Consider the following 24173-nt stretch of genomic DNA (forward strand, 5'->3'; position numbering starts at 1 on the left):
CAGGGATGAATAACAGTATTGCTAACTTGGGAAAAAAACAGCCGCGGGCCGAAGGGCGTGACCGCGGCGACAGCCGAGCCTGCCGCGGCGGTCTGTTCGATTCCCTTCGCACTGGCGTTCGGTGTCTCAGTGCCAAGGCGGCTGCGGCCGTGCTGATGGCGGGCTCGCTGACCGGATGCTCCGCGTTGACACAGCCGATCGATGGTGTGCCCGCGGATCGACTTCCGCAACAGTACTTCGCCGAACCCAAGAACGATCTTGTTCCCGTGGACATCTCGGCGTTGTCACTCGAGCCGCCGCGAGAATACTTGATCGGTCCAGACGACATCCTCGGTGTTTACATCGAAGGCGTGCTGCCGTTCAACCCGCCGAACGCACCGCCGGAACCTCCGCCGGTGAACTTCCCCGACGCCGAAAGCACCTTGCCGCCGTCGATCGGTTACCCCATCGCCGTGCAGGAAGATGGGACGCTGGCGTTGCCCCTGATCGAACCACTGAATGTCGATGGATTGACTCTCGATCAGGTCCGCGATGCAATTCGCGACGCCTACATCGATAATGACATCTTACGGCCCGAGAAAGCACGCCCCATCGTGACCATCATTCGGGAGCGTACGATCGACGTGATCGTCGTCCGTGAAGACGGCGGTGGCGGTGGAGGACTGACCAACCAGAGCGTCGGAGCTCAGTTCGTCTTGGGCGGAAGTGACCGCAGCGCAACCGGCGGACTCGTCAAACTGAGGGCCTACCAGAACGACATTCTGCACGCCTTGGTTGAAACCGGAGGATTGCCGGGGCTGAACGCCAAGAACCAGGTCAAAATCCTTCGAGCCACCAAAGAAAACAGGGAAGCAAGAGAAGCATTCCTAAAGAAATTCCGCGCCCAACGTCAGGCGGCGATGCTGGATCCCTGTGCCTGTTTGCCGAAGTTGCCCGAAGATCCGAACATCCTGAGAATCCCATTGCGGCTGCCGCCAGGTGAATCTCCCAATCTGTCCCAAGAACAAATCACGCTGAAAGATGGCGACATTGTTTACATCGAATCACGTGCAACCGAAATCTTCTACACCGGCGGGCTGTTGCCCGGAGGCCAGTTCCCCATGCCGCGTGACTATGACCTGGACGTGCTGGGTGCCATGGCCTTGGCCGGCCAAGGCGTTTATGGAGCGGTGGGTGGGGGAGGACGCCCAGGCGGCATCGGCGGGCAGATCGCGACGATCCCACCGGGAAGGCTGTTTATCTTACGCCAAACCGACTGCAATGGTCAGGTTGCGATTGAAGTCGACTTGACCAAGGCCATCAACGACCCGAGATCACGACCGCTGATCCAAGCCGGTGACACGCTGATCCTGCAGTACAAGGCCGAAGAAGAACTGCTGAACTTCGGCCTGGGAACCTTCTTCACCTACGGAATCCAGGAACTGTTGCGGAACAACTAAACCCTCCGCAACCCGTTCGACGAATCTCTACCGATCGCCGCGAAAGGCAACTTTCGCGGCGATGGTTGTTTGGAACCGGACGTCTTTCACCCAACGGTCCCCGACGCAACCTCAGCGCGCCACTTCATCCCATTTCAACACGCGAATCGATCCGCTCGGTTCCATGAATTCATACGCCCCCATCTCAAAACCCTGAAAGCTGGGGCGAGAGTTCCCGTCCAAGTCGATCGAGACCAAACCGGACAGGTCGGCGCCCGAATTGATTGCCGGTGACCCCATCGACAGGTGATAATCTCCCGTAGCTGGATCGGCGAAGAGCGGCGGGTCGCTGGTCTCGCCGATTCCCGCGGAGCTGTTCCCATAAGGGCGACGCAGCGCGTGCACCAAGTTGTACTGGTGGTCGAACGTGCCGCCGGGTCGGGCGTTGTACAGTCCATAGTACGTCGCGTCAAAAATGGAATTGCGGATCGTGGTCGCACCTTCGTAACGAATCAATCCATAGTACTTCGCGGCGGCGACGGTCGTGTGCACGATCGAATAGTCAGCGTCCGCCGCCCGCAGGTAGATGCCGTAGTCCGTTCCCGCGATGACCGTGTTGGTGACCGCGCCCCGATCGGTCTGCAACGCGATTCCGTATCGTCCCGCGGCGATGGTGGATTGCCTAACGTCACAACGGTCGCCCCTGGCCAGGATCGCCCAGCTCCCTGTCAGCCGCCTGAAGGAGCACCCATGGATCGTTCCCGATCCGCTGGATTGATAAATGCCGGTGCTGGATAAATCCGCGAACAACAACGAATCCACCGTCGCTCGGGTGCGATTCAAGACCAGGCCCTGTCGGCCGTTGCGAATACTGCTGTTGCGGATCACCACGGGCAAAGGGTTCGCCGAATCGCCGCGGACATAAATCCCGCCGCGGGTTGCCCCCGTCACGACGGCTTTGGAAATCTGGATCGGTAGGTTCGCTGTTCCGACCGTTCGCAGATAAATGCCGTAAGCAGCGTCGTTGAAACTGGAATCGGTGATCTCGCATTCACCGTCCAGGTAGCCCAGCACACCGTACCGAGTCGCGGTAAATGAACATTGCCCGATCGACAGGCTGCCGCGAGAGCAGTAGGCACCGGTTTCATTGCCGGCGAGTTGGATGCCCGTCATGGTCAGTTTGCCGCGTTGACAGAGCACGCCATACTGGTTTCCGGTCATTCGGACGTTCATCGCCGGTGTGAGCGTCAACGGTTGATTGTTGACCCGCAGCCCGTAACGGTTGTTGTTCAGTTCGAGATTGGCGGTCGACGACGGATCAAGTGTTGCCCCCGTCATCAGCAACCCGTATCCAGTGTTGCCGGACAGATCACAATTGCGAATCGTCGGCCGGATGTTCTGCTTGCTGTAGACATACATCCCGTGGCCGTTGCCATTGGCGACGCATCGGTCGATCTGCACGTTCGCGCAATCGTTTAACACCACGCCGTAGGAACCGCAGGCGTTGATTGCCAATCCGTCGATGATGACCGATTGGGATTGATAGGCATAGAAACCGGTGGTCGTTCCTCGTGCGGTCGTGTTGCTGATGGTGCAATCACCGTAGTAATCCGTGATCGGGTACTTGCACGAATCGCTGGTGGTCACGTCATCGATCGACCACTCGACCGTGTTGGCGATCACGCCGCGAGGACAATTGCGAAACGTATTTTTGTCGGCCCCTGCATAGGTCCACGTACCGCCCCGCATGTACAGCGCCGCCGCGGTATGATCCTCCGAGGTCAGTCTTTTCAGAACCGGAGCCGTCGCGGAGGTGTTGTGGACCATGACACCGTATCGCGAATTTGCGAATCGACATCGTTGAACATCAATGTCGTCCGAGCGGACGTACAGCCCATAGGTGCATGCGTTGGCATCGGCAGGGTTTCCACTGAACTTGCTGTCGGAAACGGTGGCCGACTTGTTATCCGACAAGTAGGCGCCCATCTTGTCGCCGCCGAACGTGCACTTGTCGACCGACACTCGCGTTCGGTAGCTGACCAGCCCACGGTCGTTGCCGCTCAAGTCCTGGTCTGACAGGATCAGTTCCGCATCCTCTCCCTCGGCGTGGTTGGAATAGATGGCGTAGTTGTTGTCGACGAAATCGATGCGATCTTTTTTCGAGACGGTCAAGCGTTTGTTGCCCGACCGCTGGTACAGACCGTATTGGTTTCCACGCAAAGTGACCTTGCGGAAGTCATAATCACTCTGGTGCGCCGTGATACCGACACGCATCGATTCGATTTGCAAATCAGAAAGTTCAACGGATGCTCCGGTCGTGTCACCGAGTGTAACGCCATAGTTCCCACCCTTGATGGTGCAACGGCTCATCGAGAGTGATTGGCCGTCACAACGCGCCGCATGCGACGTCGTGTCCAAGAAGTCGCTGCGTGTGATGGTGGCAGATTTCAATGCCGTTCCATAAACACCGATCGCGCTGCCGTTGAACTCGCACCGGGACACCGTCAATCCCGTGCGGACCGCGTACACGCCGCGAGTTTTGGTGGGTGCATCGCCGGCGTTGATCCGATCGAAAAAACGCGTGCCGGTCACCGTCAATGACGTCCCGTCGTATCCGATGCATCCGTATTGTGTCGCCGCGAATTGGCAGTTGCTGACGTTGGCGGATTCAATCCCGGTCGTGTAGAGACCGAATCTGCCCCCTGCGAAGCTGCATCCGTTGACAAGCAATCGGTGGGCGCCCAGATCGCGGAGCGCGTAGGTCAGATTCTTGAAACTGCAGTTCAGATAATACGCGTATCCGGTCGTGTTGGTGACCAGGCTGCCGTAGCTATTGCCGTCGATCGATGCGTTGCGTTGAAAGGCAAACCCGTAGAACAAGACGTTGCCGGTATTGAAAACACGTACCGTCCATGTCTTGGCTTGGGGGCGAATGACGACCGATCCCTTGTCGCCCGTGTAGATGCCCGTCTTGTCTGCGTACAGCACCAACCATGCGTTTGAATTTGCGCCGCCACTTCCCTTGATGATGACGTTCTCGTCATAGGTTCCCGCACCGACGAAGAGAACGTCCCCCTGTCCGGCGACAGACGTGGCTTTGCCGATGGTGCGAAACGCTTGGTTGCGATCGGTGCCCGGGTTGCTGTCGTTGCCGGTCGTGCGAACGTAGTAGTTGGTCGCCTGAGCCGTCGACATCGGCAGCAGCACCAAGAGCCCGATCAGGACGAGTGGTCGACAACGTGGAATGCAGTGCGTCACGGGAAGGGACCGTTGAAGGGGTGTGGTTGAATTCGCTGGCGGCTCAGTCGCCTCAGGGCAAGTCCGGAAAACCCTCCAACTCGGGCAATTCAGGCATCTCGGGCAACCGCAGTTCTTCGGGAAGCTCAAGGTCCATGCCGGCGGGAATGGATCCGAGCCCCAAGTCCGGATCCGGCGGAGTCGCAAATCCTGGATCCGACAGATGGAATTCGTCCGGTGCGGCTGAATGACGAGAGATCGCACTGGGGCTTGTCGTGCGTCGTCGGACAGGTTGCGGCGTCAGACCTTGAACCGCCGGGTTTTCGATGGGTTGGTCCATCATCGCCAACGTCATGCACTCGTCCAGGTGCCGGATTTCCACGGACCTGTTTTTCATGTTCGTCGAGAGCAACGAGATGCCCTCAAACTCTTCTCCCGCTTGAATCGGGACCAGTTTCCCACCGACCCGCAGCAGCGCCAGCGTGGCAAGTTCGTCTTCTGCATCCGACGACACAAACCCGATCAGTCGCACGGTCGACTGCTCGGTCTCTGGTTCCGGCGCGTCAACTTCGACTTTGACGGTCGCCGTCTTGGGGGGCAGAAAGAAATTGAGATGATCGGGAATCGCTGAGATGTCTTGTTCGTCAAACGCGTTGTTTTTTGTTAGCGGTAGGGCGCGAGCCCTCCGGTCTTTCAAGGTGTTCTCAGGCTGGGACCGGACGGCTCGCGTTGTTCCGCTAGCTGCTTCCGTGTCAGCGTAGGTGGCATTGGTTGCGGGCGCCCCGGCGTCAGACATCGCCGTTGCAGCCGGCCCGCGTCGATCGACCAGGGTCAGCGGCAGCGTCTCTTGGCGTTGCGTCATCACCGCGGACGGCTCCGGTCCGCATCCTGATACGCAGATCAGGGCCACGAGGAAGGCCGACACGATGTGACGCTGGGGAGTGGACGATGCGAGGGGTTGCATGGGTGGCACAGCACATGACTTGTCGATTGATCAAAACGTTTCTCTGTCGCACTCTGTGACACGCCCGCATGCGGCGGCCGACTCGCATGGCGAATTGACGGTTTTCCCTCGCTTGAGGGCGATCTCAGGTGGCTTCTGTGCGATCTTTGCCAACTGTCATGTCTGCGTTTGACCGAAGGTTTCGGCAACCTAGCGTTCTGACAGTCTCACCGTATCAGTGTGCCATTTTGTGCCTGCAATGAATTCCGAAGCAAAGACAATCCTGGTCTACATCGCCCACCCAACGGTGTTGGAGGTCACGGTGTTTCGTCTCGAGTTGCTGGGGATGCGGACGACGGGCGTGCGCAGTGGCGACGAGATGACCGAGGCGTTGGCCGAAGCGTTGCCGGATGCCGTCTTGATCGATCTTGATCTGGAGATGGGCGAAGGCATTCGCTGGGTGGAGAAGATCGCGTCGGACGAATGCACGAGCCATATTCCGATCATTTGCATCTCCAGCCGCGGTGACCTGGTCGAGGTCGAAAACGCTTACAAGGCCGGGGCCAAGAGCTTCGTGATCTCGCCGTACGATCCGGTCGTTCTCGAATCCAAGTTGGTCACGCTGCTCAATCTCGTGTCTGAACCGATCGCGACCCAACGAGATCTCACGGAACGAACATGAGCAGCGTCAAAATTCGTCGCATCGGTGACATCCTGTTAGAACATGGTGTCATCACCGAACAACAGCTGCAAACCGCGTTGGTCGATCAACGCCAAACTCGATTGCAGTTGGGCGTCTTTCTGCTCAGACGCGGCCTGGTCACGCGGGAACAGTTGGGCAAGGCGCTCGCCGAACAATACGAACTGCCGTTCTGTGGCTTTGACGAACATGTCACGCACGGGCAATTGGTTCGGTTGCTGCCCGAGTCCTTTGCGCGTCGGCGTAAAGTTGCACCGGTCGAGTTGCAAAACAAAGTGCTACGGCTGGGGATGGTCAATCCCAGCGACATGGAAGCGATCAGTGAAATCGAGTTGATGACCGGCTATCAGGTCGAACCGGCAATCTGCCTGGAAGCGGATATCGACCGGATGCTCGAATCGGCGTTTGATGACAAGATCAAGGCCAAGCAAACCGCCGTCGACATCCGCATTCAAGAGCTGGAGGAACGCGGCAGCGAGACGATTCAATTGGATGAAAATTTGGAGGACAGCGACGCGCCGGTGGTGCGTTTGCTCGATGCCATTTTGATGGGGGCGGTGCGGGCCGAAGCAAGTGACATTCATTTGGAACCCGATTCACCGCAGATGCGCGTCCGCTATCGAATCGACGGTCAATTGCACCAGATCATGACCGTTCCGGGCGACAGCGAGGACGCGTTGGTCGGACGTGTCAAAGTGTTAGCGGATTTGGATACGGCAGAGAAACGACGTCCCCAGGACGGCAACCTGACCATCCAGGACGGTGAAACCCGAGCCAGTTTTCGAGTCAGCTGTATCCCCTGTGTGCGCGGCGAAAAAGTCGTCATGCGGGTGCTCGATGAATCGAGTAAGACGTTTGATTTCTCACTGCTCGGGATGCACGAGCGTCAATTGGCAACCGTCAAACAATTGCTCGACCGACCACACGGTATGATCGTGATGACCGGGCCGACGGGATCCGGGAAAACGACCACGATGTATTCCATGCTGTGCAGCATGGACTCGGCGTCGAAGAACATCTCCACGATCGAAGACCCCGTCGAATTTCGTCTCCCCGGCATCAATCAGGTGCATGCCAACAACGAATTCGGGATGGGATTTGCCAACGGACTGAAATACTTGATGCGACAGGATCCGGACGTGATTCTGGTCGGAGAGATCCGCGATCACGAAACCGCCACGACGGCCGTCCAAGCCTCGCTGACGGGACACCTGCTGATCAGCACGCTGCACACCAATGACGCGGTCGGAACGGTTGCCCGGCTGAGCGATCTGGGACTCGACAATTTCAAAATCGCCGGGGCGCTGGTCGCCTCGATCGCACAGCGTCTGTTGCGACGACTGTGTGAGCACTGCAAACGCGAGTGCCAGCTCAATCGGTCATTGTTGGAACTGATCTACCAAGGCCGCGAGATTCCCTCGGGTCTGGATCTGAGCGGCGGATTCTTTGAAGCCGTCGGCTGTGAACAGTGTGGCGGCACCGGATACTCGGGCCGCGTTCCGATCTTTGAAATCATGGTCGTGACGCCCCAGTTGGAACATGCCATCGAATCCGGCATGCCCGGCAGCACCCTGCGTAGCATCGCCTGCTCCGAAGGGATGGTCGATCTGGCCACGATGGGCGTGGAACTTGCCCAACAGGGTGTCACGTCTATCGAAGAAGTTTACTTCAAACTGTCAGGTTAATCACCATGAGTACCGCATCGAGCCGCGGCGGTGCAGGTGCCGTCAACGGTCGCGACCAGACCGAATCGTGGGCTCTGCTGAAGAGCCTGCACGAGATCAAGTTCGGCAACGATCCCCAGCACCGCTTCAAACGCAAAGACCTGATTGTGTTTCTGAGGAACCTGACCACGCTGGTGCAAAACGGCGTGTCGTTGACACACGCGTTGGAAACCGTGACGCGCGATCGGTCGCTGAAAAAGTACCAGCACATTTTGTCCTCAATCTCGCGGGCACTCAAAGGCGGTGAGTCGTTGTCGGCGTCGATGAAGACCTTTCCCAGCGCGTTCAACATGACCTTGGTCAGCCAAGTCGAAGTCGGGGAACGTTCCGGCAAGCTGGATCAGGCTTTGCTTCGCATCACCGAGCAACTGGAACGGTCGTCGGGGCATCGCAAGATGATCCTCAAAAAGCTTGCCTATCCGGCGATCTTGGTCGTCGCGGGAACCGGCAGCGTGATCTTCATGTTGTTGTGCGTGATACCGACCTTTCAAGAGATGTATGAAGATGCCGGTGCGACGCTTCCGGCGATCACCCAATTGCTGATCGACGTCAGCGCCATCGTCCAGGTCTATGGCTTTCATCTGTTGGGATTATCGATTGTCTTGGCCATCACCGTCATCACCTTGTTCAAGAACGTCCAATCGAGACGTTGGATCGATCGCAATTTGATACGCATTCCGATCGTCGGCGAGTGGTTTCGCAACCTGGCGATTTTGCAGTTCGCCGATGTGTTGGGAAACCTGATGGAGAGCGGATTCACGCTGGCCGAGGCCTTGCCGCCGGCCGGACGCGCGATCGGCAACCGTCATGTCCAGGAGAAAATCCTGGGGCTGTACACCGCCATCCGGCGTGGCGAACGTTTCAGTCAGTCGTTGCAGCGCGAAGGCGATTTGTTTCCCGCGGTCGTGAATCAGTTGGTGATTGTCGGTGAACGGACAGGGCGTCTGGTTCCGGTCACGCATCAAATTCGAAAACACCTGCGGCGCGACGTCGAGGACAGTACCGACGCGATCGTCGGCGCGATCGAACCCATTTTGACCATCGTACTGGCCGTCGCCGTCGGGGGCATCTTGCTGGCCGTCTACCTGCCCATGTTTGACTTGATCGGAAAGGTGAATCAGTGACTCCGTTGCCGCGATTCTATCCCGCGAAACGAATCGGGCTTTCGTTGCTTGAACTGCTCGCCGCGTTGGCCATCATGGGCGTGATCGCAGTCGCGATTGTGCCTCGCATCAGCGGCGGAGCGGGCCAGGCGAACGACAGCAGTTGTCAACTGCGAAAAGCGGTCATCGAAGTGCAAGTCTCGTTGTGGCAGCGGGAAAACGGTCGCTGGCCAATGCAAGATCTCTCGGATATCGGCTCCGACGTCCGCTTCTTCCCCGATGGTCTGCCCCGATGTCCGGTGGATTCCACACGCTACACGATCGATGCCTCAACGGGGAGGGTAAACGGGCATCATCACTGAGCCAAAGGAGGGCCCCGAAGGGATGCTTTGACCTAACTTTGATCACTGAAGGTCCACCATGACAAAGGGCTTTCCATATTTCAGTTAACTGGCTCAAGCGATTCGATCTTGCCATTTGATCCCCGATAGCCTCGAAAGTAGGGCACACCATGCAACGAACAAGACACGTCAAACGCTCCGGTTTTTCGCTTCTTGAACTGTTGGCCGTCGTCACAATTCTCGCAGTGATCGCTGCCGTCGTTGTGCCGCGAATCTCCAGTTCGAAAGTCGCCGCACAACAAGAAGTGAACAAACAAAACATGGCAGAGATCAACGCCGCGGTGGAACGTTGGTACTTCCAAAAAGGAAGCTACCCGCAGCTGAACCTGTCGGACATTGCGGCTGATGTGAACTATTTCCCTGAGGGTATCCCGAAAAACCCCGTGGACAATTCATCGTATCAACTCGATGCAGCAACGCACCGTGTGATCAAATAGCATTCGAGCCCCCCAATGATTCCGTGTTGAGACGTCGATGTCAACGAAGCGGCCTCAGTCTGATCGAGTTGCTGGTCGTCGTCACGCTCCTGGGCGTGTTCGCGACCGCGGCATTGATGCGATTCGGCCGCGACACCTTCGGTGATACGGGGGCGCGCTCCGAAGCCAGGTTGCTGTCTTTGGCGATGCTTCATGCCCAGCGTGCGGCGATTCGCACCGGGGATCCGCACGGCGTGGTGCTGCAAGGCCCGGCGGCGGCCGCGACCAGTTGGGCGGTTGTCGGGCGGCGTCAGGACGGTTCTCGGGTGACCGTCGAAGGACCGCACGGCGTCGCAGAACGTGTCCGGGTCTCAGTCAGTGCCGGCGAAATCTGGTTTGACTTTGAAGGCGTCGGCTCGCAACCATTTGCGGCTCAACTGCGGGGGCCCAATCGAATGTTCTCCGTCCAGGTGGAACCCCTGACGCGGATGATCCGAACGCAAGAGGGTTCGCCATGAACAGAAGCCAACCGCGGACCGGACAGACCATGCTGGAGCTGATCGCCGCAACGATCGTGATCACGATTGCGTTGGTTCCGGCGCTCAAGTTGACGCGTACACGGATCGCCAATACGGAAGATCTGGAACGCGCCGAAACGCGTCTGGCCCTGTGCACCAGCAAGTTGGAAGAGGAGTTGGCGTACACGGCTGCGAATTGGGAACTGAATTCCCATCGCGGCCACTTCGCCAGCATCGGACATGCCGATGTCTGGTTCCAAGTCATGAAATCCGATGCGATCGCGGCCGGTGGACGGCCCGGCGAACTGGCGACAATCGATGTGACGGTCTGGCACGACCAAGATGCCGACGCCACGCTCGACGCCGACGAGCAGCGGATCAGACTGGCAACCAAACTTGCAAAACTTGTCGCCTACGAGAGCGAGTTCAGTGATCCGTAGACAGCCGCCACCATCGAGTGCTCGCCCGCGACGCCGCGGTGTCAGCATGTTGGAACTGGTCATCGCCGGCAGCATGCTGGCCGGTGTGATGACCGGGTTGTCGCTCGTGATGCGCACCGCCCGCCAGTCCTGGGAAACCATCGACAGCGAGTATGCGGTGTTGCAGCAGGCGCACGCCACCTCGCGGCACTTTGTTCGCGCGGCACGTGAAGCCGTCGGCGTCGCGGCGATCTCGGCCGACGGCAATGCCATCACATTAAAACAACCGGACGATCAGACCGCGACTTGGCAATGGTACCCCAGTCGCGGCGGGCAACTGGGCGTGGTGACGTTTCGCGATTCTTCGAATCCATCCGAGTCCATGCTCGCGCAACAAATCGACGACCTCAGTTTTACGGGATTCGCCGCCGACGGTGTCACCGCGACCAACGACCCAGACGCGATTCATGTCATCCAGGTTGCTGCGACGGTGACGCTGCCGCGCTCCGCCGTGCCGCAGCGGACCACGCAGTGCAAGGTGTGGATCCGATCATGGTAAACCGACCAAGGGGCATCCGATGAACCCAATGAACCTCCCGCGACCGCGCCCCGTTCGGCGCCCCGTTCGGCATGGTGCCGCGCTGTTGCTCGCGATTTTTGTAATGACACTGGTCAGCACGCTGGCGGTGGCGACGCTGGACGCCGAAATGATGCGTTACATGGCGCTCCGGAATACACGCCAGTGGGATGAAGCCCGCTACCTGGCCGAGGCGGGTCTGAACGATGCATTCGCGCAGCTGGAGAAAAACATCTCGTGGCGGGGCGGGATTCCGGGGACCGAGTTTCCTGCCGGAAGCGGTTGGAGCTACCGGGTGACCGTCGCCGACGGTTCCGACGGCACCGTCGATCTGATGTCCACCGGGACCGTCGGCAACTTCACACGAACGCTTCACGTCACCGTCAAGCAGGGAGGTTGAACACGCAACGATGGCAAGCAAACTGCAGAACGATCTTTTAAAGGCCACCGATCGCGAACCCGCGACGCTCGAACGGCGCCAGTCCCCGCGACGGCGGGTCCGGCGCGATCGACGAAAAGGCGTCAGCCGGACCGTCGGGATGGACGTCTCGCCGTCGGGCATCGCGATCGCAGTCGTCGAAAAGTCCGGCAGCGAGTCAAAGCTGATCGTCGAGCGGATCGCGTTTCCCGCCGACAGCGGCCCGCGACACGGTGACTGGAGTGACAACACGCTCACCGATGCACTCAACGAATTGGCGTCCAAATACAACCTGGGCGGACAAGCCGTCACGGTCGGGCTGGGCGGCAACCCCTGCGTGACACGCGTGGTCGCCGGGGACAACGAAGAAGTCGACAACGAGATCCGCGAACTGACACACCGGACACAACGCTATATCGGGATGGGATTGGGCAGCAAGGTCAGTTGCCAGAGCACCCATCGCATCGACGCCAAACGGAAACGTGTCTGCGTCACGATTGCGATTCGGCAGATGGTCGATGCGATCGCCGCGGCGGTCCAGTCCGCCGGGATGCGGCTGGCCCACCTGGAACACAGCATGCTGGTGCTGTGCCGCATCCTGCACGCCTATGAAAAAGACAGCCATGAGCCGGTCCTGTTTATGGTCGAAGAATTGGGCCGCGTCGACCTTGGGATCTCCTACCAAGGCCGCTTGTTGCTGGATTATCGTCCGGCGATTCCCGAGGCCTCGGTGACCCATGGTTCGATCGTCCAGCGGCACTTGAAGTGTTTGCGGCGCTATATCCATGCCCAATTGCCCACCGCTTCGGCCGACTTGTCGCCCCTGTTTGTGACCCAAAAACATTCCGACCACGAATCGCTGGATGAAAGTCTGGATGAACCCTCGATCCTACGTCGCCAACGTTTTCCGATGGAAGAGTTGTGCCACGGATTTCAGGTGCAGGGCGAACTCTCGGAAGACTCCGGCACGATCGCGGCGATCGGGCTGGCGCGGCTGAACAATGACGCGAGGTCTGCCGAAGAAACGAACGATTTGGTGTCCACCTTGCGCACCGGACGTCGGGTTCAATGGCTTCCGCTGATCCAGCACACCTGGCCCATCACGCTGGCCGCATCGATCGCCCTGGCGCTGTTTTTGATGGGCCAACACGCCCGCTCCTTGGCGCTCCGCACCGAGGCACAAATCGAAACGCTGACCCTGCAAAACGCTCAGGGCAATCAGATTCGCTTGACCCTGCAGCGGCGCATGCAGCGAGCCGAACAGGTCGAAACCCTGGCCGCCGGGATTCCCACACGCGATTGGGCCGACGTATTTTTGAAAGCCGGACGAAGCCTTCCCCAGGGATCCTGGCTGGAATCCGTGCGGATCGAAAATGATCAGACGGTCCGAATCAGCGGCGCCAGCTACTCCGGTGAAGCCGTCTACACCTATATCGATCGACTGAAACAGACCGGAATGTTTTCGCGTGTGGCACTGGAATCCACCAGCGCGACGCGAAACAGCGTCGGCGCCCAATATCGATTCCAAGTTTCGGCGATCGTCCAGCCGAAGCCGCAACCGGAATCGTCCATCCGATTCGCGTCGACCATCGTCGGGGAACTTGATCGTGGGTAACCAGTTCGTCCAAGCGTTTCTTGAACATCCCCGCCGCGGCACCCTCGTGTGGGCGACCGCCATCGTGCTGGCCCTGCTGTTGGTGATCCCCGCCTGGGACCACTACACCGGGACCCGGGGCGAGGTGGCGCGGTACAACACCGAACTCCGCGAGATCTCGTGCTCGTTGTCCAACCTGGAACTGCTCCGCGCCAAGCTCCGAGAAGTCGAATCGATACCGAATGCTAGCAACCAGATGTTGGACGGGGACGCCGCCGCGGAGATCCGCGAGCGAGTGACGAAACTCGCCCAGCAGATGGGGTGTCGCGTGAGGCGTTTGACGATGAGCCATCCCGTGATTCGCCCCTGGCATGTCAACGACAATCCGTTCGATGAAGACGGGTCGCGCGACGCCGAAGCAACGAATTTTATGTTGGAGACGCGGACGCTGACGTTGTCCGTCGGCGGAAGTCTCGCAGAGCTTACAAAGCTCACAATCGCGCTGACCCGACTGGACCGGTTTGCCGTACCGTCAAACATGACCTTGCAGCGTGAGGGCAATGACGGACATTTGATCTTGGACGTTGAGATTTCTTTGTTCAACCTTACCGAGACGTTCGATTGAGCAGGTGGGCACGGATGCTCAGACGCGCCGATCGGTGTTTTCGCGCCAGACCGGACCATTCCACGGAGAGGTATTTTGGATCCCCACACCACGTGCGTTCGATTCGAACGAAGGCGGATGGAGGCACCGCGATGGCCATGGACGTCGGCGATCGCGTTGGTGCTCTGTCTGTGCCTGGTGGGTGGGGCTTCCGGACAGACCGATCTGTCGGTGCAGAAGGACGTTTCGGCGGAGATTCAGCAAAAGCTGTCCAAGCGTTTCAGCTTGGACCTCCGCGACGCCACGTTGTTGGAAGCCCTGTTTGCGGTTCGCGATGTCAGTGGGTTGAACATTGTCGTTGGCAATGAAGTCACCGGAACGGTCAATGCGTCGTTCGCCGACACGGCCGTCTATGACATTTTGGATTCACTGCTGATCACGCGTGGGTATGGATACCGGGTCGTGGGCGGCAGTCTGGCGATCGTTCCGCTGGCGAGCCTGGGCGATCAATTGCCGCTGTTCGAAACCAAGGTCATCGGCTTGGTGCACTGCACTCCCACTGACGTCTTGTCCTCGATCGAATCCATGCTTTCCCCTGAGGGCCGAGCCCATGGTGTCGAATCCAGCAACTCGATCGTCGTGATCGATTATCCCGAACGCATCGACACCGTGCGACGACACCTGGAATCCTTGGAATCTGCGGCGCAGAGGTATCGCCAAGAGCAACGCTCGGCGAGTGTTCAGCAGCGGTCGATCGGTGGCGAACCGGCTTCTCCAGACAGCGACATCGTGCGTGTCATTCAAACCCAATACGTCTCGTCGGACATTTTGGCCGCAGCGATCAAACCGCTGTTGAGTGAGGGCGGACAAGCCGCGGCCGTTGTGATGGAGAACAAAGTCGTGGTCGCCGACAAAGCCTCCAACGTCCAACGCATCGCATTGGCGCTGGCCGAGTTGGATCAGCCGCGGCCCCAGGTCAGGATTTGGGCACTGATTTATGACTGCAGCACCGATGACCTGGAACGCCTGGGGGTCAACTGGAGCGGCGGCCTGAACAGCGCTTCGATCGCTACCGCCACCGGCTCGGCGGCACAATCGATCGCCGTCAGGAGCATTACGGCACCGCTCGATAGCGGCACCAACGGCGTGGTCACCCTGACCAGTCTCAATCGATACATGAATATGGATTCAATCATCCAGGCGCTCGATACCGCCGATGATTCTCGATTGCTGGCGGATCCGAACGTCGTCGTGATGAATCATGAAAAGGCGGAAATTCAGATTGTCACCGAAGTACCCTACCAACAATTGACCCAGGGCCTGGAGGGAGGCACGATCGGCACGACCGAATTTCGCGAGGCCGGTGTGACGTTGAACGTGGTGCCGCACATTGCCGAAGATGACACGATCGCATTGGTCGTCAATCCACGTTTCAGTCTGCTGACCGGATTCAGCGAACCGGACAACGCGCCGATCATCGACCGACGAGAGACGACGACCACCGTTCGAGTGGCCAACAACCAAACGATCGTTTTGGGTGGTCTGCGGCAACGCACCCGAATTTCCGAACGCAGCGCCATCCCGGGCTTGGGCAGGATCCCCTATCTCGGCAAACTGTTCCGGCATCGCTCGGCCTCCACCCGCGAAAGTGAATTGCTGGTCTTCATCACCCCGCAAATCATCCTCGACCAAAGCATCGGAACGGCTCGCGAGCACTGCGTCAACCAAATCCTCGAAGGTCAAATCAATCAAACGCCGACCGACCCGGTTCCCTTTGGGATCGACCCCTTGCGAGCCGAATTGGACGCCCGCGCGAAACAGATCGACCATTTCAAACGCCTGGAACAAGCCCACGCGCGGCAGCCACACGTGCATCAGCCACAGAGTTCGACCAACGCCTGCGAATGCTTCGAAATCCCCTGGGACCAGGCCTTCGACAACCAGGCCGAACCGATCGACATCGGATTGTCGGATCCGGTCGGTCCGTGACGCGACGGTAAAGCCTCAGGACGCCGATTCGATTGCTGCAGCTTTTGGCAACCGATTTAGACTCTCTCCCTCTGGGAGAGACGGCGTTTGCGCAGCAAGCAAACGCCAGAGAGGGCCGGCGGCTCGCGAAAGTCTTAGCGTTTTCCGCTACGATCAAATCCGTCACTGATACAATTGACGTCCTCAGGCCTCGCGGTCGCGATCACGTGTTGCCGCTTCGCCGCATTCCACCGCCTCCGGTTGCTCCGGGACAGCGACTTCCGCCTGGTCGGCCATGGTGACTTTGGCGATGCGTTTGGCAAAGTAATACATCCGTTTGACGTATTCCATGATTTCCGATTCGAGCCGATACATGGCCAGTCGATTCGGGGCCTTCGCGGCGAGACGGGACGAAAGGTGGCGTTCGGCCTTTCCGGAGAGGGCGTTGATCGTCGCTTTCATGGCGGAGACCTCGCGCGCGATCTCGACATCCCCCGAGACGATCGATCGGATCGCCCGCTCGGTTGCCCGAATCACCTCGGTGTTCAAAGCCGTCAGGATCGCTTCGGTTTCTTCGCTGATGGTCAAATGGTTCACGATTCGCTCGCGCCCCGCCTGGATCAGGTTTGATTCGATCATGTCGCCGATGCTTTCCAGGTAATTCGCCACGGCCAAGTAGTCGTGCAACTGATCTGACTGGCGGTCCGTCAATTGCTCCTGTGAGAGCCGCCCCAAATAAGTCACGATGGCTCCGTGCAGCGCATCGACGTGATCGTCGAGTTCCTCAAGTGCATCGATTTCTTGGCGTGACCCATGGATGACGGTCTCCAACGCGCCTCGCATCATGTGCAACGCCGCGGCACCCAATCGGCCCAGTTCCATGCGAACAAGGTCCATCGCCAGGGAAGGTGTTTGCAACAGAATCGGGTCCAGGTATTTGGGGTGATCCGGCTCGACTTTGGAGACCAGGCTCTCGGGCACCAGACGCGTGACGAGCCACGCCAGCGGAGTCGTCAACCCGATCAACAGGACCGTGTTGGCGACATTGAACACCGTGTGCGCGTTCGCGATCTGACGCGGCGTCTCGGCGGCGACGCGTGCCAGACCGCTCAGTTCCGGGCTTGCCGGTGAGATCCACGTGACGATCTGGGAAAGCTGGGGGATGAACGCGAACCAGATCACGACGCCGGCGACGTTAAAGAGCACATGGGCGAGGGCGGCCCGCACCGCTTCGCGCGGTTTTCCGATCGAGGCCAGTCCCGCCGTGACGCAGGTGCCGATGTTGGCCCCGAAAATCAGCGCAATGCCGGCTTCCAGGGAAATAAAACCTTGGCCGGCCAGCGTGATCACCAATCCAGTCGTCGCCGACGAACTTTGCACCAGTGCCGTGAAGACCGCGGCCAGCAGGATCGCCCACAGCGGATCGTCCATCTGGTGCATCATGTCGACAAACGGTGCGTACGAACGCAGTGGCGCCGTGCCGTCGTTCATCAGTTGCATGCCGAAGAAGATCAGCCCGAACCCCATAATTAGATGGCCGTAGTGACGGACGGTTTCGTTCTTCGTTCCGAACAGCGTGAAAAATCCGATCGCGACCAACAGCAGCGAGTAATGGGTGATCTTGAACGCGATCAACTGGGCCGTGATCGTGGTGCCGATGTTGGCTCCCATGATGATGCCCATCGATTGCGTCAAGCTCATCAGTCCGGCCGAGATGAAGCCGACGACCAGCACCGTCGTCACCGAAGACGATTGCACGATGGCCGTCACAATCGAACCGGCCAACGCCGCGGTGAAACGATTCGTCGTCAGCGTCGCCAAAAGTTTCTTCAAGCCGTCGCCGGCGATCAACTTCAGCGACTCGGACATCTGCTCCAGCCCGTACAGGAACAACGCCAATCCGCCCAGCAACCCCATCAAAAGGGGCCCGATCTGCAACGAGTCGGATGTGACTTCAGCCAGCAACACGGCGGTCCGATAAGAGATTAAGATTCACCTGCATTTCCCCAAAGCTTAACACAAGCTTCACCCCGATTTGGCCACCGGCCTGTTTGGACATCCGCGCCGGCAGACGGATGGGCGAATACGCACGGGCTGATCGACACTCCCTCGTCGCCACCACACCGGCTTATCGGCCTTCGCCCACAACATAGCATGACAGTGACGCGCAACCCCAGAAACAGCTTCCGTCGATTCATCTCTGTCGTTTCAGTGCGTCGTTGCCGTGGTTGGGGGAGCGTTGGCCTGGCGTTGCTGGTTTCCACCATCCTCTTCGGCCCATTCGCCGGCACGGTTGTCGCCGCTCCACAGACCGACACCCCAGCGGTCACCGCACCACTGAACGTCTCGGATGACTCGTCAACCGGAACTCCAGGCGATTCAAATGGATTGACGATCAAACTGATTCCGGACCAGAAAGCATTTCTCGGATCGCCGGCGACGCTGATCGATTTATCAAAGGTTTTTACGGAAACCGAGATCGGCGATGAACCGTTCCAGATCGAAGTGCTGCGGAGCAAGAAAGATGTCGCAGAGGCTGTCGTCGATGGACACCAGCTACGATTGAACTGGCAGCGAAAAACGGCCAAGAAACGCGAGGTCTTGTTGCGGGCCACGAGTGCCTCGGGGAAAACCGTCGACACCAAGTTCTACGTCGAGCTGTGGGAACCCGATTATTGGAAGCTGATTCTCACGGTGCTCGGTGGGCTGGGGCTGTTTCTGTTGGGGATGAAGAACCTTTCCGAGGGGATGCAGGCCATCGCGGGCAACGGGCTGCGGCGGATGATCAGCATCGTCACGGACAATCGCCTGATGGCGACCGGTGTCGGGGTTTTGGTCACGATGCTGGTTCAATCCAGTTCGATCACGACGGTGATGGTGGTGGGGTTTGTCAACAGTGGCTTCATGACGCTGACCCAAGCGGTCGGAGTGATCATGGGGGCAAACATCGGGACCACGATCACGGGTTGGATCCTGGTTTTGAAAATCGGCAAATACGGACTTCCGTTGGCCGGCGCCGCGGCATTCGTTTACCTGTTTTCCAAGCGAGATCGGCTGCGATATGGTGCCTTGGCCTTGATGGGGCTGGGGCTCGTGTTCCTGGGACTGGAGTTGATGAAAGACGGTTTCGCGATCGTCAAAGAACTGCCCGAGTTCGAGGCCTGGTTCAAGGCCTTTGATGCCGGGACCTATCTGGGCGTTTTAAAGTGCGCCATGGTCGGCTGTGTCCTGACCTTCATCGTGCAATCGTCTTCGGCCACGCTGGGCATCACGATCGGCCTGGCACAGATCGGCGTGATCGATTTTGAAACGGCGGCGGCGCTCGTGCTGGGAGAAAACATCGGCACGACCATCACCGCCTGGTTGGCTTCGTTCGGATCCAACACCAATGCCAAACGGGCGGCCTATTTTCATATCGTTTTCAACATCTTGGGCGTCGCCTGGATCACCGCCGTGTTCCACCTGTACCTGATGCTGGTTCGCTATGTGGTCGCCGGGGATGTCAACGCGGACATGACGCTGGGCGTGATCTCGAGCGCTGAAATCACCGCCGCGATTGCGATGGCACACACCGGATTCAACGTGACCAACACGATCGTGTTTCTGCCGCTGGCTGGACACATCGCGTCGGGACTGAAACGGGTCATCCCCGATCGAAGGCGATTGTCGGACGAAGAGGAACACCTAACCAATCTCGACGTTCGCATGCTGGAATCCCCCGTCGTCGCCGTCGAGCAATCTCGTGTCGAAGTCCTTCGCATGGTCAACGCCTGCAAGCAGATGATGGCATGGCTAGAGGAACTGCATGAAACCGACGGCCCGGGCAAAGAATTGCGAAAAAAAATCCTGGACATGGAGGAGGAACTCGACGTCATGCAGGGCGAAATCGTCACCTTCATGTCGAACTTATTGGTCGGCAATGTTCCCCATGATGTGGTCGCCGAATCGCGTCGGCAACTGCGATTGGTCGACGAATACGAATCGATCAGCGACTGCATCGCAACGGTGGTCAAGGCGCATCGCCACCTCGAACGGCACGACTTGCGATTGCCCAACGCTCAGCAGCAAGAGCTGCTGGAATTGCACACGATGGTGTCCGACTACCTCGGTCTCGTCAGCCACTATTACGAGCAACTGAGCCATGCCGGAGGGGCCGTGGAAGCACTTCCGCACGGCGAGTCGATCACCAAACATGCCAAGTCGCTGTACAAGGGAGTGATTTCCAAACCGCCGGAAGAGCAGCTCGAAGTGCGTTCCCTGGTTTCGTACAACCGTATGGTGGCCGCCTACCGACGCGTCCGCGACCACCTGGTCAATATCGCCGAGGCGCTCGCGGGTGAAAAATAGCTCGCGGGGAAAACATCGCTCGCAAGGCACTAAACTACAGCAGCACGCCAGGCACGCCCCCAACCGGTCGGCCCCAGCCGGTCAATCAGCGCCGATCGGTCGCGCTCGGGAATCCCTCAAGCTGCCGCGACACGCTGGTACTGGGCATCACCAAATCCCAGGATCGGGTAGAAAATAAAGCCGAGGAAGGCGAGCCCAATCCCAAACCCGGCGCCCTTGCCGAAGTTCTTCGCGATATCGATCGAGATCACGATGGCGACGATGATGTTCACCAACGGGATCAGCATCAGCACGATCCACCAGATCGGTCTGCCGGCGATTTCAAGCAGCAAGACCACGTTGTAAATCGGGATGATCGCCCCCCAACCCGGCTTGCCGGCTTTCTCAAACGTCTTCCAAAGCCCCGCAACGATCACCACGATGATCACGAGCTGGATCAACAAAATCAGCAGCCCGACGACACCGCCGCCGCCGCCACCTTCTTGAGCTAACGGCAGATTGAATGGAAAGTGGATCATTTTGACGCCTCGTCGTTCGTTGGTTTCGGTCGATCCCTACAACGTTGTGAGTTACATCGCTGTGAGCGATCGCCGATCCGAAGCCTGCGAATCAATCGCCAGGGTAAAGGAAAAGACCCACCAGTTTCGGTGGCGACAGCCTACCCAAAGTCTATCGGATTTTTGGCGGGGCCACAAAAAAAACTTCACCGCGGCGCTCTCGGTTTCGCCACTCGCCAATTTTCTCCGCTGGCGTCTTTCGTGACGCGCACGAATCGATCAGCGGACGATCGGGTTGTGGCGGAGCGGACTCGATCGGCTCGGCGGCTTGTTGACCGTCAAGGCCACGCCCTATACTTAGCATCCCCCAAGATCGGTGGGCAACGAACAAGACTCCTCTCTAATCGAACAACGGCAACGAATTTTATGAGTCAACGACCCCTCAATGTTGGTTTGATCGGCGGTGGCGGTGGTGCATTCATCGTCCAACCGCATCAACGCGCGATCCATTTTGACGGCACCCGGCGTGTGGTCGCCGCGGCACTGCATCCCGATCCCAAAGTGGCCTTGGAGGAAGCGGCCAACTGGGACTACCCGATCACGGGATACACCAACTACGACGAAATGATCGAGGTGGAATCCAAGAAACCGATCGGCGAACGCGTCGATTATGTGGTCGTCGTCACGCCCAACCATGTTCACTTCGACCCGTCGATCAAATGCGTTCGCGCTGGGATTCCCGTGTTTTGCGAGAAACCGCTCACGCTCAATCTCGACGAAGCTCAACAGCTGGTCGATGCGGTGAAAGAAGCCAAAATCCCGTTCGGTGTCGCGCACACCTATCTCGGCCACTGGACCAGCCGGTTCGCCCGATTCATCGTCACCAGCGGGTTGTTGGGCGAGGTCCGTTGGGCCGATTCACGTTACTTGCAAGGCTGGCTGGCCGGGCGAACCGAAGACGCCGGCGTCGCCCAGGCCGAGTGGCGGGTCGATCCGAAAAAATCCGGGATCAGCTGCTGCGGCGGCGACATCGGAACGCACGCGCTGATGCAACTGCGATACATCACCGGACTCGATGTCACCAAGGTCCAGGCCAACTTGGTCACCTTCGTCGATGGGCGTCTACTGGATGATCACTTCACGACCTATTGCGAACTGTCCAACGGCGGCAAGGCGCTCGTGCGTGCGTCCCAGATCGCCATCGGTCACAAGAATGATCTGGGCATCGAAGTCAACGGCACCAAGGGCACGTTGATCTGGGACCAGGAGTTCCCCGAACAGCTGAAAATCTTGTTGCCCGATCAGCCCGACAGGACGTATTTCCGCGGTGCGGTTGCCGCCAACGACGGATTCCTCGGCGATTTGCCAGAGGAACTGATGGCCGAGCCCAATATCCCGGCCGGTCACCCGGAAGCCTTCCACGATGCCTATGCACGCCTGCATCGTTGCTTCGAACAAGATGTGCGAGCCTACAACGACGGCCAGCCCTTCAGTTGTGACGGCAGCAAGTACGCCAACGTGCAAGACGGACTCAACGGAATGAACTTCATCCAGGCCGCGGTCAACAGCTCCGCCAACGGTTCGACCTGGGTCGATCTCTAGTTCTCAATCAAGCGATCACCTGATCTAGAAAAAAAGAAAAACTCGAAAACCCTCGGCGTCTTGCGGGTGCAGTGGAGGATACTAAGACCTCAATCCACTCACCCAACGGAGGGTTGCGAGTGAACGCCAAAGTACGCCAGCAACAAGCGTTGCAACCAAGAGAATACGATCAACTAACTCAATACCAGTGGCGCGCGGAGCGCTTCCCTGGACAATCACGAGAGCAACATCGCGTACATGGTGCTTGCGTCACTGGATCGGACGCTGAAAGCATGGTAGCGGGACGCTGATCCCGATCAAAGGTATCGAAGGACAACGGTGAGTCCGGAGAGAAGCACGCAACCGCATCATCAGACACCGCCGCCAAAGCAGCTCAACCCAAAACTGCTATCGACATACTTTCGTGTCAGACCCTTGAATAGCCGAGTAGCTGAAGCAAAACTCCGGAAGGGGCGGTTGGGCGTTCGTGTAGCCCGCAGCGATCAGACACAGCATGCTAACGTATCTCATTCTACGTCCTCCTCTTCAATCACCAAATCGGCAGGTGCTACTCCTTGCCGTTTCCAATCAACGTCAAAAAGAGTTCGGATATTTTCCCTCCAGTCCGGCATCGAGCTTGCGATGAGCTTTGGAGGAACTTCTTTGTCAAGCCGCCAGTCAAAATCGATTTCAAAGGTCTTTGTTCCGCCGCTAGGCTGATTGGAAATTGCTTTTAATTGGACTGGGACAAACAATGCCCCCTTTTTCTTCCATCTAATAAGTTGGTGTGAAAGAAGGAGTCTCCGTTCTTCCGGAAGTACCAGAGTCCACTTTGCTTCAACAGGAAAAAAGCGAGATTTCTTGCCGAACACAATATCGAGTGTTGATGGGATATTCCAGTCAAGTTTGAACACGGCAATCACATTCCCATCTTTGTCATACCGGCCTTCACTAAGTTCGCACTCGTCTGCCAAGAGTAGTTCCCAGCTATTCCGTCGCGATTTGCCTCCGGCGTTTAGATTGCCTGCGGTCGAGAGCACTTGCTCAAAAGGATCAATCCGTGAAATTCGCCTGAAGGCTTTTTTCTTTTCCTCGTCATTGAGATCCTCCACAACGATCGTCGATTTGTCACTGTAGATACGTGTGCGTAACAACACGCCGCGATCGGACTCAAATCGCTGGTTCCATCCTTCGCGGTATTTATTATCTGACGAACTGTATGTTTCCGCAGATGCGAAAAGCGAGTTCTTGCCTTGCTGGCATCCAACATACCAGCGGTCTTTGCTCGCAACGTGCCCACCATCTAACACGACAGAAACGCCCTTGCCAACGAACGCCCAGGGTTTAGTCCGCACTTCCTCGCAGTTGACTTGATAATCCGCCAACAGAGCATAGACTCGTCCAGTCAAGTCATTTTCCTGCGCCTCAGCATTCGCCAGAACGACAATGCAAATCACACATAACAAGAAGTATCGCACCGTTCTATCTCGCAACAGGATTGAAGCTTAGTTTTTGACCCCCAAGGTCGAGAGAACGCTTTGCGCCGCAAAATCCGCTTGCGGCGGCATGTCGCGGATCTCCACGACCACCGCTGTGTTGGTGGTGCGGGAAAGAGCCAAGGACGAAAATGGAAGACTGAATATACCCCACAATCCATGTATGTTCTTGATCACTTACATGGGAAAGAGTATCAGCGAAGAATGTTGGC

The 24173-nt window shown here is 58.2% G+C and carries 20 protein-coding genes; 15 read left to right on the forward strand and 5 right to left on the reverse strand.

Going from position 1 to position 24173, the window contains the following annotated elements; genetic code table 11:
* The first annotated feature begins 5 nt into the window (after positions 1 to 5).
* Complete coding sequence (locus Enr13x_RS19415) at positions 6 to 1439, forward strand: polysaccharide biosynthesis/export family protein (protein WP_145388599.1); 1434 nt, start codon at positions 6 to 8, stop codon at positions 1437 to 1439.
* 111 nt (positions 1440 to 1550) lie between these two features.
* Here Enr13x_RS19415 and Enr13x_RS19420 read toward each other — a convergent pair whose 3' ends face one another.
* Together Enr13x_RS19420 and Enr13x_RS19425 are read right to left on the reverse strand one after the other, a co-directional pair.
* Positions 1551 to 4676 (reverse strand): right-handed parallel beta-helix repeat-containing protein, encoded by a 3126-nt coding sequence (locus Enr13x_RS19420; RefSeq protein WP_145388600.1) that lies wholly within the window; start codon positions 4674 to 4676, stop codon positions 1551 to 1553.
* Between the two features lie 52 nt (positions 4677 to 4728).
* A complete protein-coding gene (locus Enr13x_RS19425) occupies positions 4729 to 5517 on the reverse strand; it encodes a hypothetical protein (protein WP_145388601.1) in 789 nt (262 codons plus the stop codon).
* A 340-nt stretch (positions 5518 to 5857) separates the two neighbouring features.
* Here Enr13x_RS19425 and Enr13x_RS19430 point away from each other — a divergent pair, with 340 nt between their 5' ends.
* The 12 genes from Enr13x_RS19430 to Enr13x_RS19485 all read left to right on the forward strand — a co-directional run bounded on the left by Enr13x_RS19430 (position 5858) and on the right by Enr13x_RS19485 (position 16061).
* Complete coding sequence (locus Enr13x_RS19430) at positions 5858 to 6280, forward strand: response regulator (protein ID WP_145388602.1); 423 nt, start codon at positions 5858 to 5860, stop codon at positions 6278 to 6280.
* Positions 6277 to 7983 carry a GspE/PulE family protein gene (locus Enr13x_RS19435; protein ID WP_145388603.1) on the forward strand — a complete coding sequence of 569 codons (1707 nt, stop codon included), beginning with the start codon at positions 6277 to 6279 and terminating at the stop codon, positions 7981 to 7983. Before Enr13x_RS19430 ends, Enr13x_RS19435 begins: the two co-directional genes overlap by 4 nt.
* Before the next feature lie 5 nt (positions 7984 to 7988).
* Complete coding sequence (locus Enr13x_RS19440) at positions 7989 to 9146, forward strand: type II secretion system F family protein (RefSeq protein WP_145388604.1); 1158 nt, start codon at positions 7989 to 7991, stop codon at positions 9144 to 9146.
* Positions 9143 to 9487 carry a prepilin-type N-terminal cleavage/methylation domain-containing protein gene (locus Enr13x_RS19445; protein ID WP_145388605.1) on the forward strand — a complete coding sequence of 115 codons (345 nt, stop codon included), beginning with the start codon at positions 9143 to 9145 and terminating at the stop codon, positions 9485 to 9487. Before Enr13x_RS19440 ends, Enr13x_RS19445 begins: the two co-directional genes overlap by 4 nt.
* 149 nt (positions 9488 to 9636) lie before the next feature.
* A complete protein-coding gene (locus tag Enr13x_RS19450; protein WP_145388606.1) occupies positions 9637 to 9963 on the forward strand; it encodes a type IV pilin protein in 327 nt (108 codons plus the stop codon).
* 26 nt (positions 9964 to 9989) lie between these two features.
* On the forward strand, positions 9990 to 10460 hold the full coding sequence (locus Enr13x_RS19455; RefSeq protein WP_197455199.1) for a prepilin-type N-terminal cleavage/methylation domain-containing protein: 471 nt from the start codon (positions 9990 to 9992) through the stop codon (positions 10458 to 10460).
* Positions 10457 to 10900 (forward strand): hypothetical protein, encoded by a 444-nt coding sequence (locus Enr13x_RS19460; RefSeq protein ID WP_145388608.1) that lies wholly within the window; start codon positions 10457 to 10459, stop codon positions 10898 to 10900. The genes Enr13x_RS19455 and Enr13x_RS19460 overlap by 4 nt, the downstream gene beginning before the upstream one ends.
* Positions 10890 to 11438, forward strand: a complete 549-nt coding sequence (locus tag Enr13x_RS19465) for a hypothetical protein (protein ID WP_145388609.1) — start codon at positions 10890 to 10892, stop codon at positions 11436 to 11438. The genes Enr13x_RS19460 and Enr13x_RS19465 overlap by 11 nt, the downstream gene beginning before the upstream one ends.
* Before the next feature lie 28 nt (positions 11439 to 11466).
* Positions 11467 to 11856 (forward strand): hypothetical protein, encoded by a 390-nt coding sequence (locus Enr13x_RS19470; protein ID WP_145388610.1) that lies wholly within the window; start codon positions 11467 to 11469, stop codon positions 11854 to 11856.
* Positions 11857 to 11866: 10 nt separating this feature from the next.
* The gene (locus tag Enr13x_RS19475; protein ID WP_145388611.1) at positions 11867 to 13489 is read left to right on the forward strand and encodes a PilN domain-containing protein; all 1623 of its coding nucleotides are present in this window, start codon (positions 11867 to 11869) and stop codon (positions 13487 to 13489) included.
* On the forward strand, positions 13482 to 14093 hold the full coding sequence (locus Enr13x_RS19480; RefSeq protein WP_145388612.1) for a hypothetical protein: 612 nt from the start codon (positions 13482 to 13484) through the stop codon (positions 14091 to 14093). Before Enr13x_RS19475 ends, Enr13x_RS19480 begins: the two co-directional genes overlap by 8 nt.
* A gap of 117 nt (positions 14094 to 14210) precedes the next feature.
* On the forward strand, positions 14211 to 16061 hold the full coding sequence (locus tag Enr13x_RS19485; RefSeq protein WP_145388613.1) for a type II secretion system protein GspD: 1851 nt from the start codon (positions 14211 to 14213) through the stop codon (positions 16059 to 16061).
* Positions 16062 to 16244: 183 nt separating this feature from the next.
* Here the strand turns inward: Enr13x_RS19485 and Enr13x_RS19490 are convergent, their stop codons facing one another.
* Positions 16245 to 18008 carry a Na/Pi cotransporter family protein gene (locus Enr13x_RS19490; RefSeq protein ID WP_197455201.1) on the reverse strand — a complete coding sequence of 588 codons (1764 nt, stop codon included), beginning with the start codon at positions 18006 to 18008 and terminating at the stop codon, positions 16245 to 16247.
* A 243-nt stretch (positions 18009 to 18251) separates the two neighbouring features.
* Between Enr13x_RS19490 and Enr13x_RS19495 the strand changes: the two genes are divergently transcribed.
* The gene (locus Enr13x_RS19495; RefSeq protein WP_231743649.1) at positions 18252 to 20387 is read left to right on the forward strand and encodes a Na/Pi cotransporter family protein; all 2136 of its coding nucleotides are present in this window, start codon (positions 18252 to 18254) and stop codon (positions 20385 to 20387) included.
* A 116-nt stretch (positions 20388 to 20503) separates the two neighbouring features.
* Here the strand turns inward: Enr13x_RS19495 and Enr13x_RS19500 are convergent, their stop codons facing one another.
* Positions 20504 to 20905 (reverse strand): DUF5684 domain-containing protein, encoded by a 402-nt coding sequence (locus tag Enr13x_RS19500; protein WP_197455202.1) that lies wholly within the window; start codon positions 20903 to 20905, stop codon positions 20504 to 20506.
* A gap of 405 nt (positions 20906 to 21310) precedes the next feature.
* Between Enr13x_RS19500 and Enr13x_RS19505 the strand changes: the two genes are divergently transcribed.
* Positions 21311 to 22486, forward strand: a complete 1176-nt coding sequence (locus Enr13x_RS19505; protein WP_145388615.1) for a Gfo/Idh/MocA family protein — start codon at positions 21311 to 21313, stop codon at positions 22484 to 22486.
* Between the two features lie 506 nt (positions 22487 to 22992).
* Here Enr13x_RS19505 and Enr13x_RS19510 read toward each other — a convergent pair.
* The gene (locus Enr13x_RS19510) at positions 22993 to 23943 is read right to left on the reverse strand and encodes a hypothetical protein (RefSeq protein ID WP_145388616.1); all 951 of its coding nucleotides are present in this window, start codon (positions 23941 to 23943) and stop codon (positions 22993 to 22995) included.
* Between the last annotated feature and the right edge of the window lie 230 nt (positions 23944 to 24173).

The sequence above is a fragment of the Stieleria neptunia genome (assembly GCF_007754155.1).
In the GTDB taxonomy this organism is placed as follows: domain Bacteria; phylum Planctomycetota; class Planctomycetia; order Pirellulales; family Pirellulaceae; genus Stieleria; species Stieleria neptunia.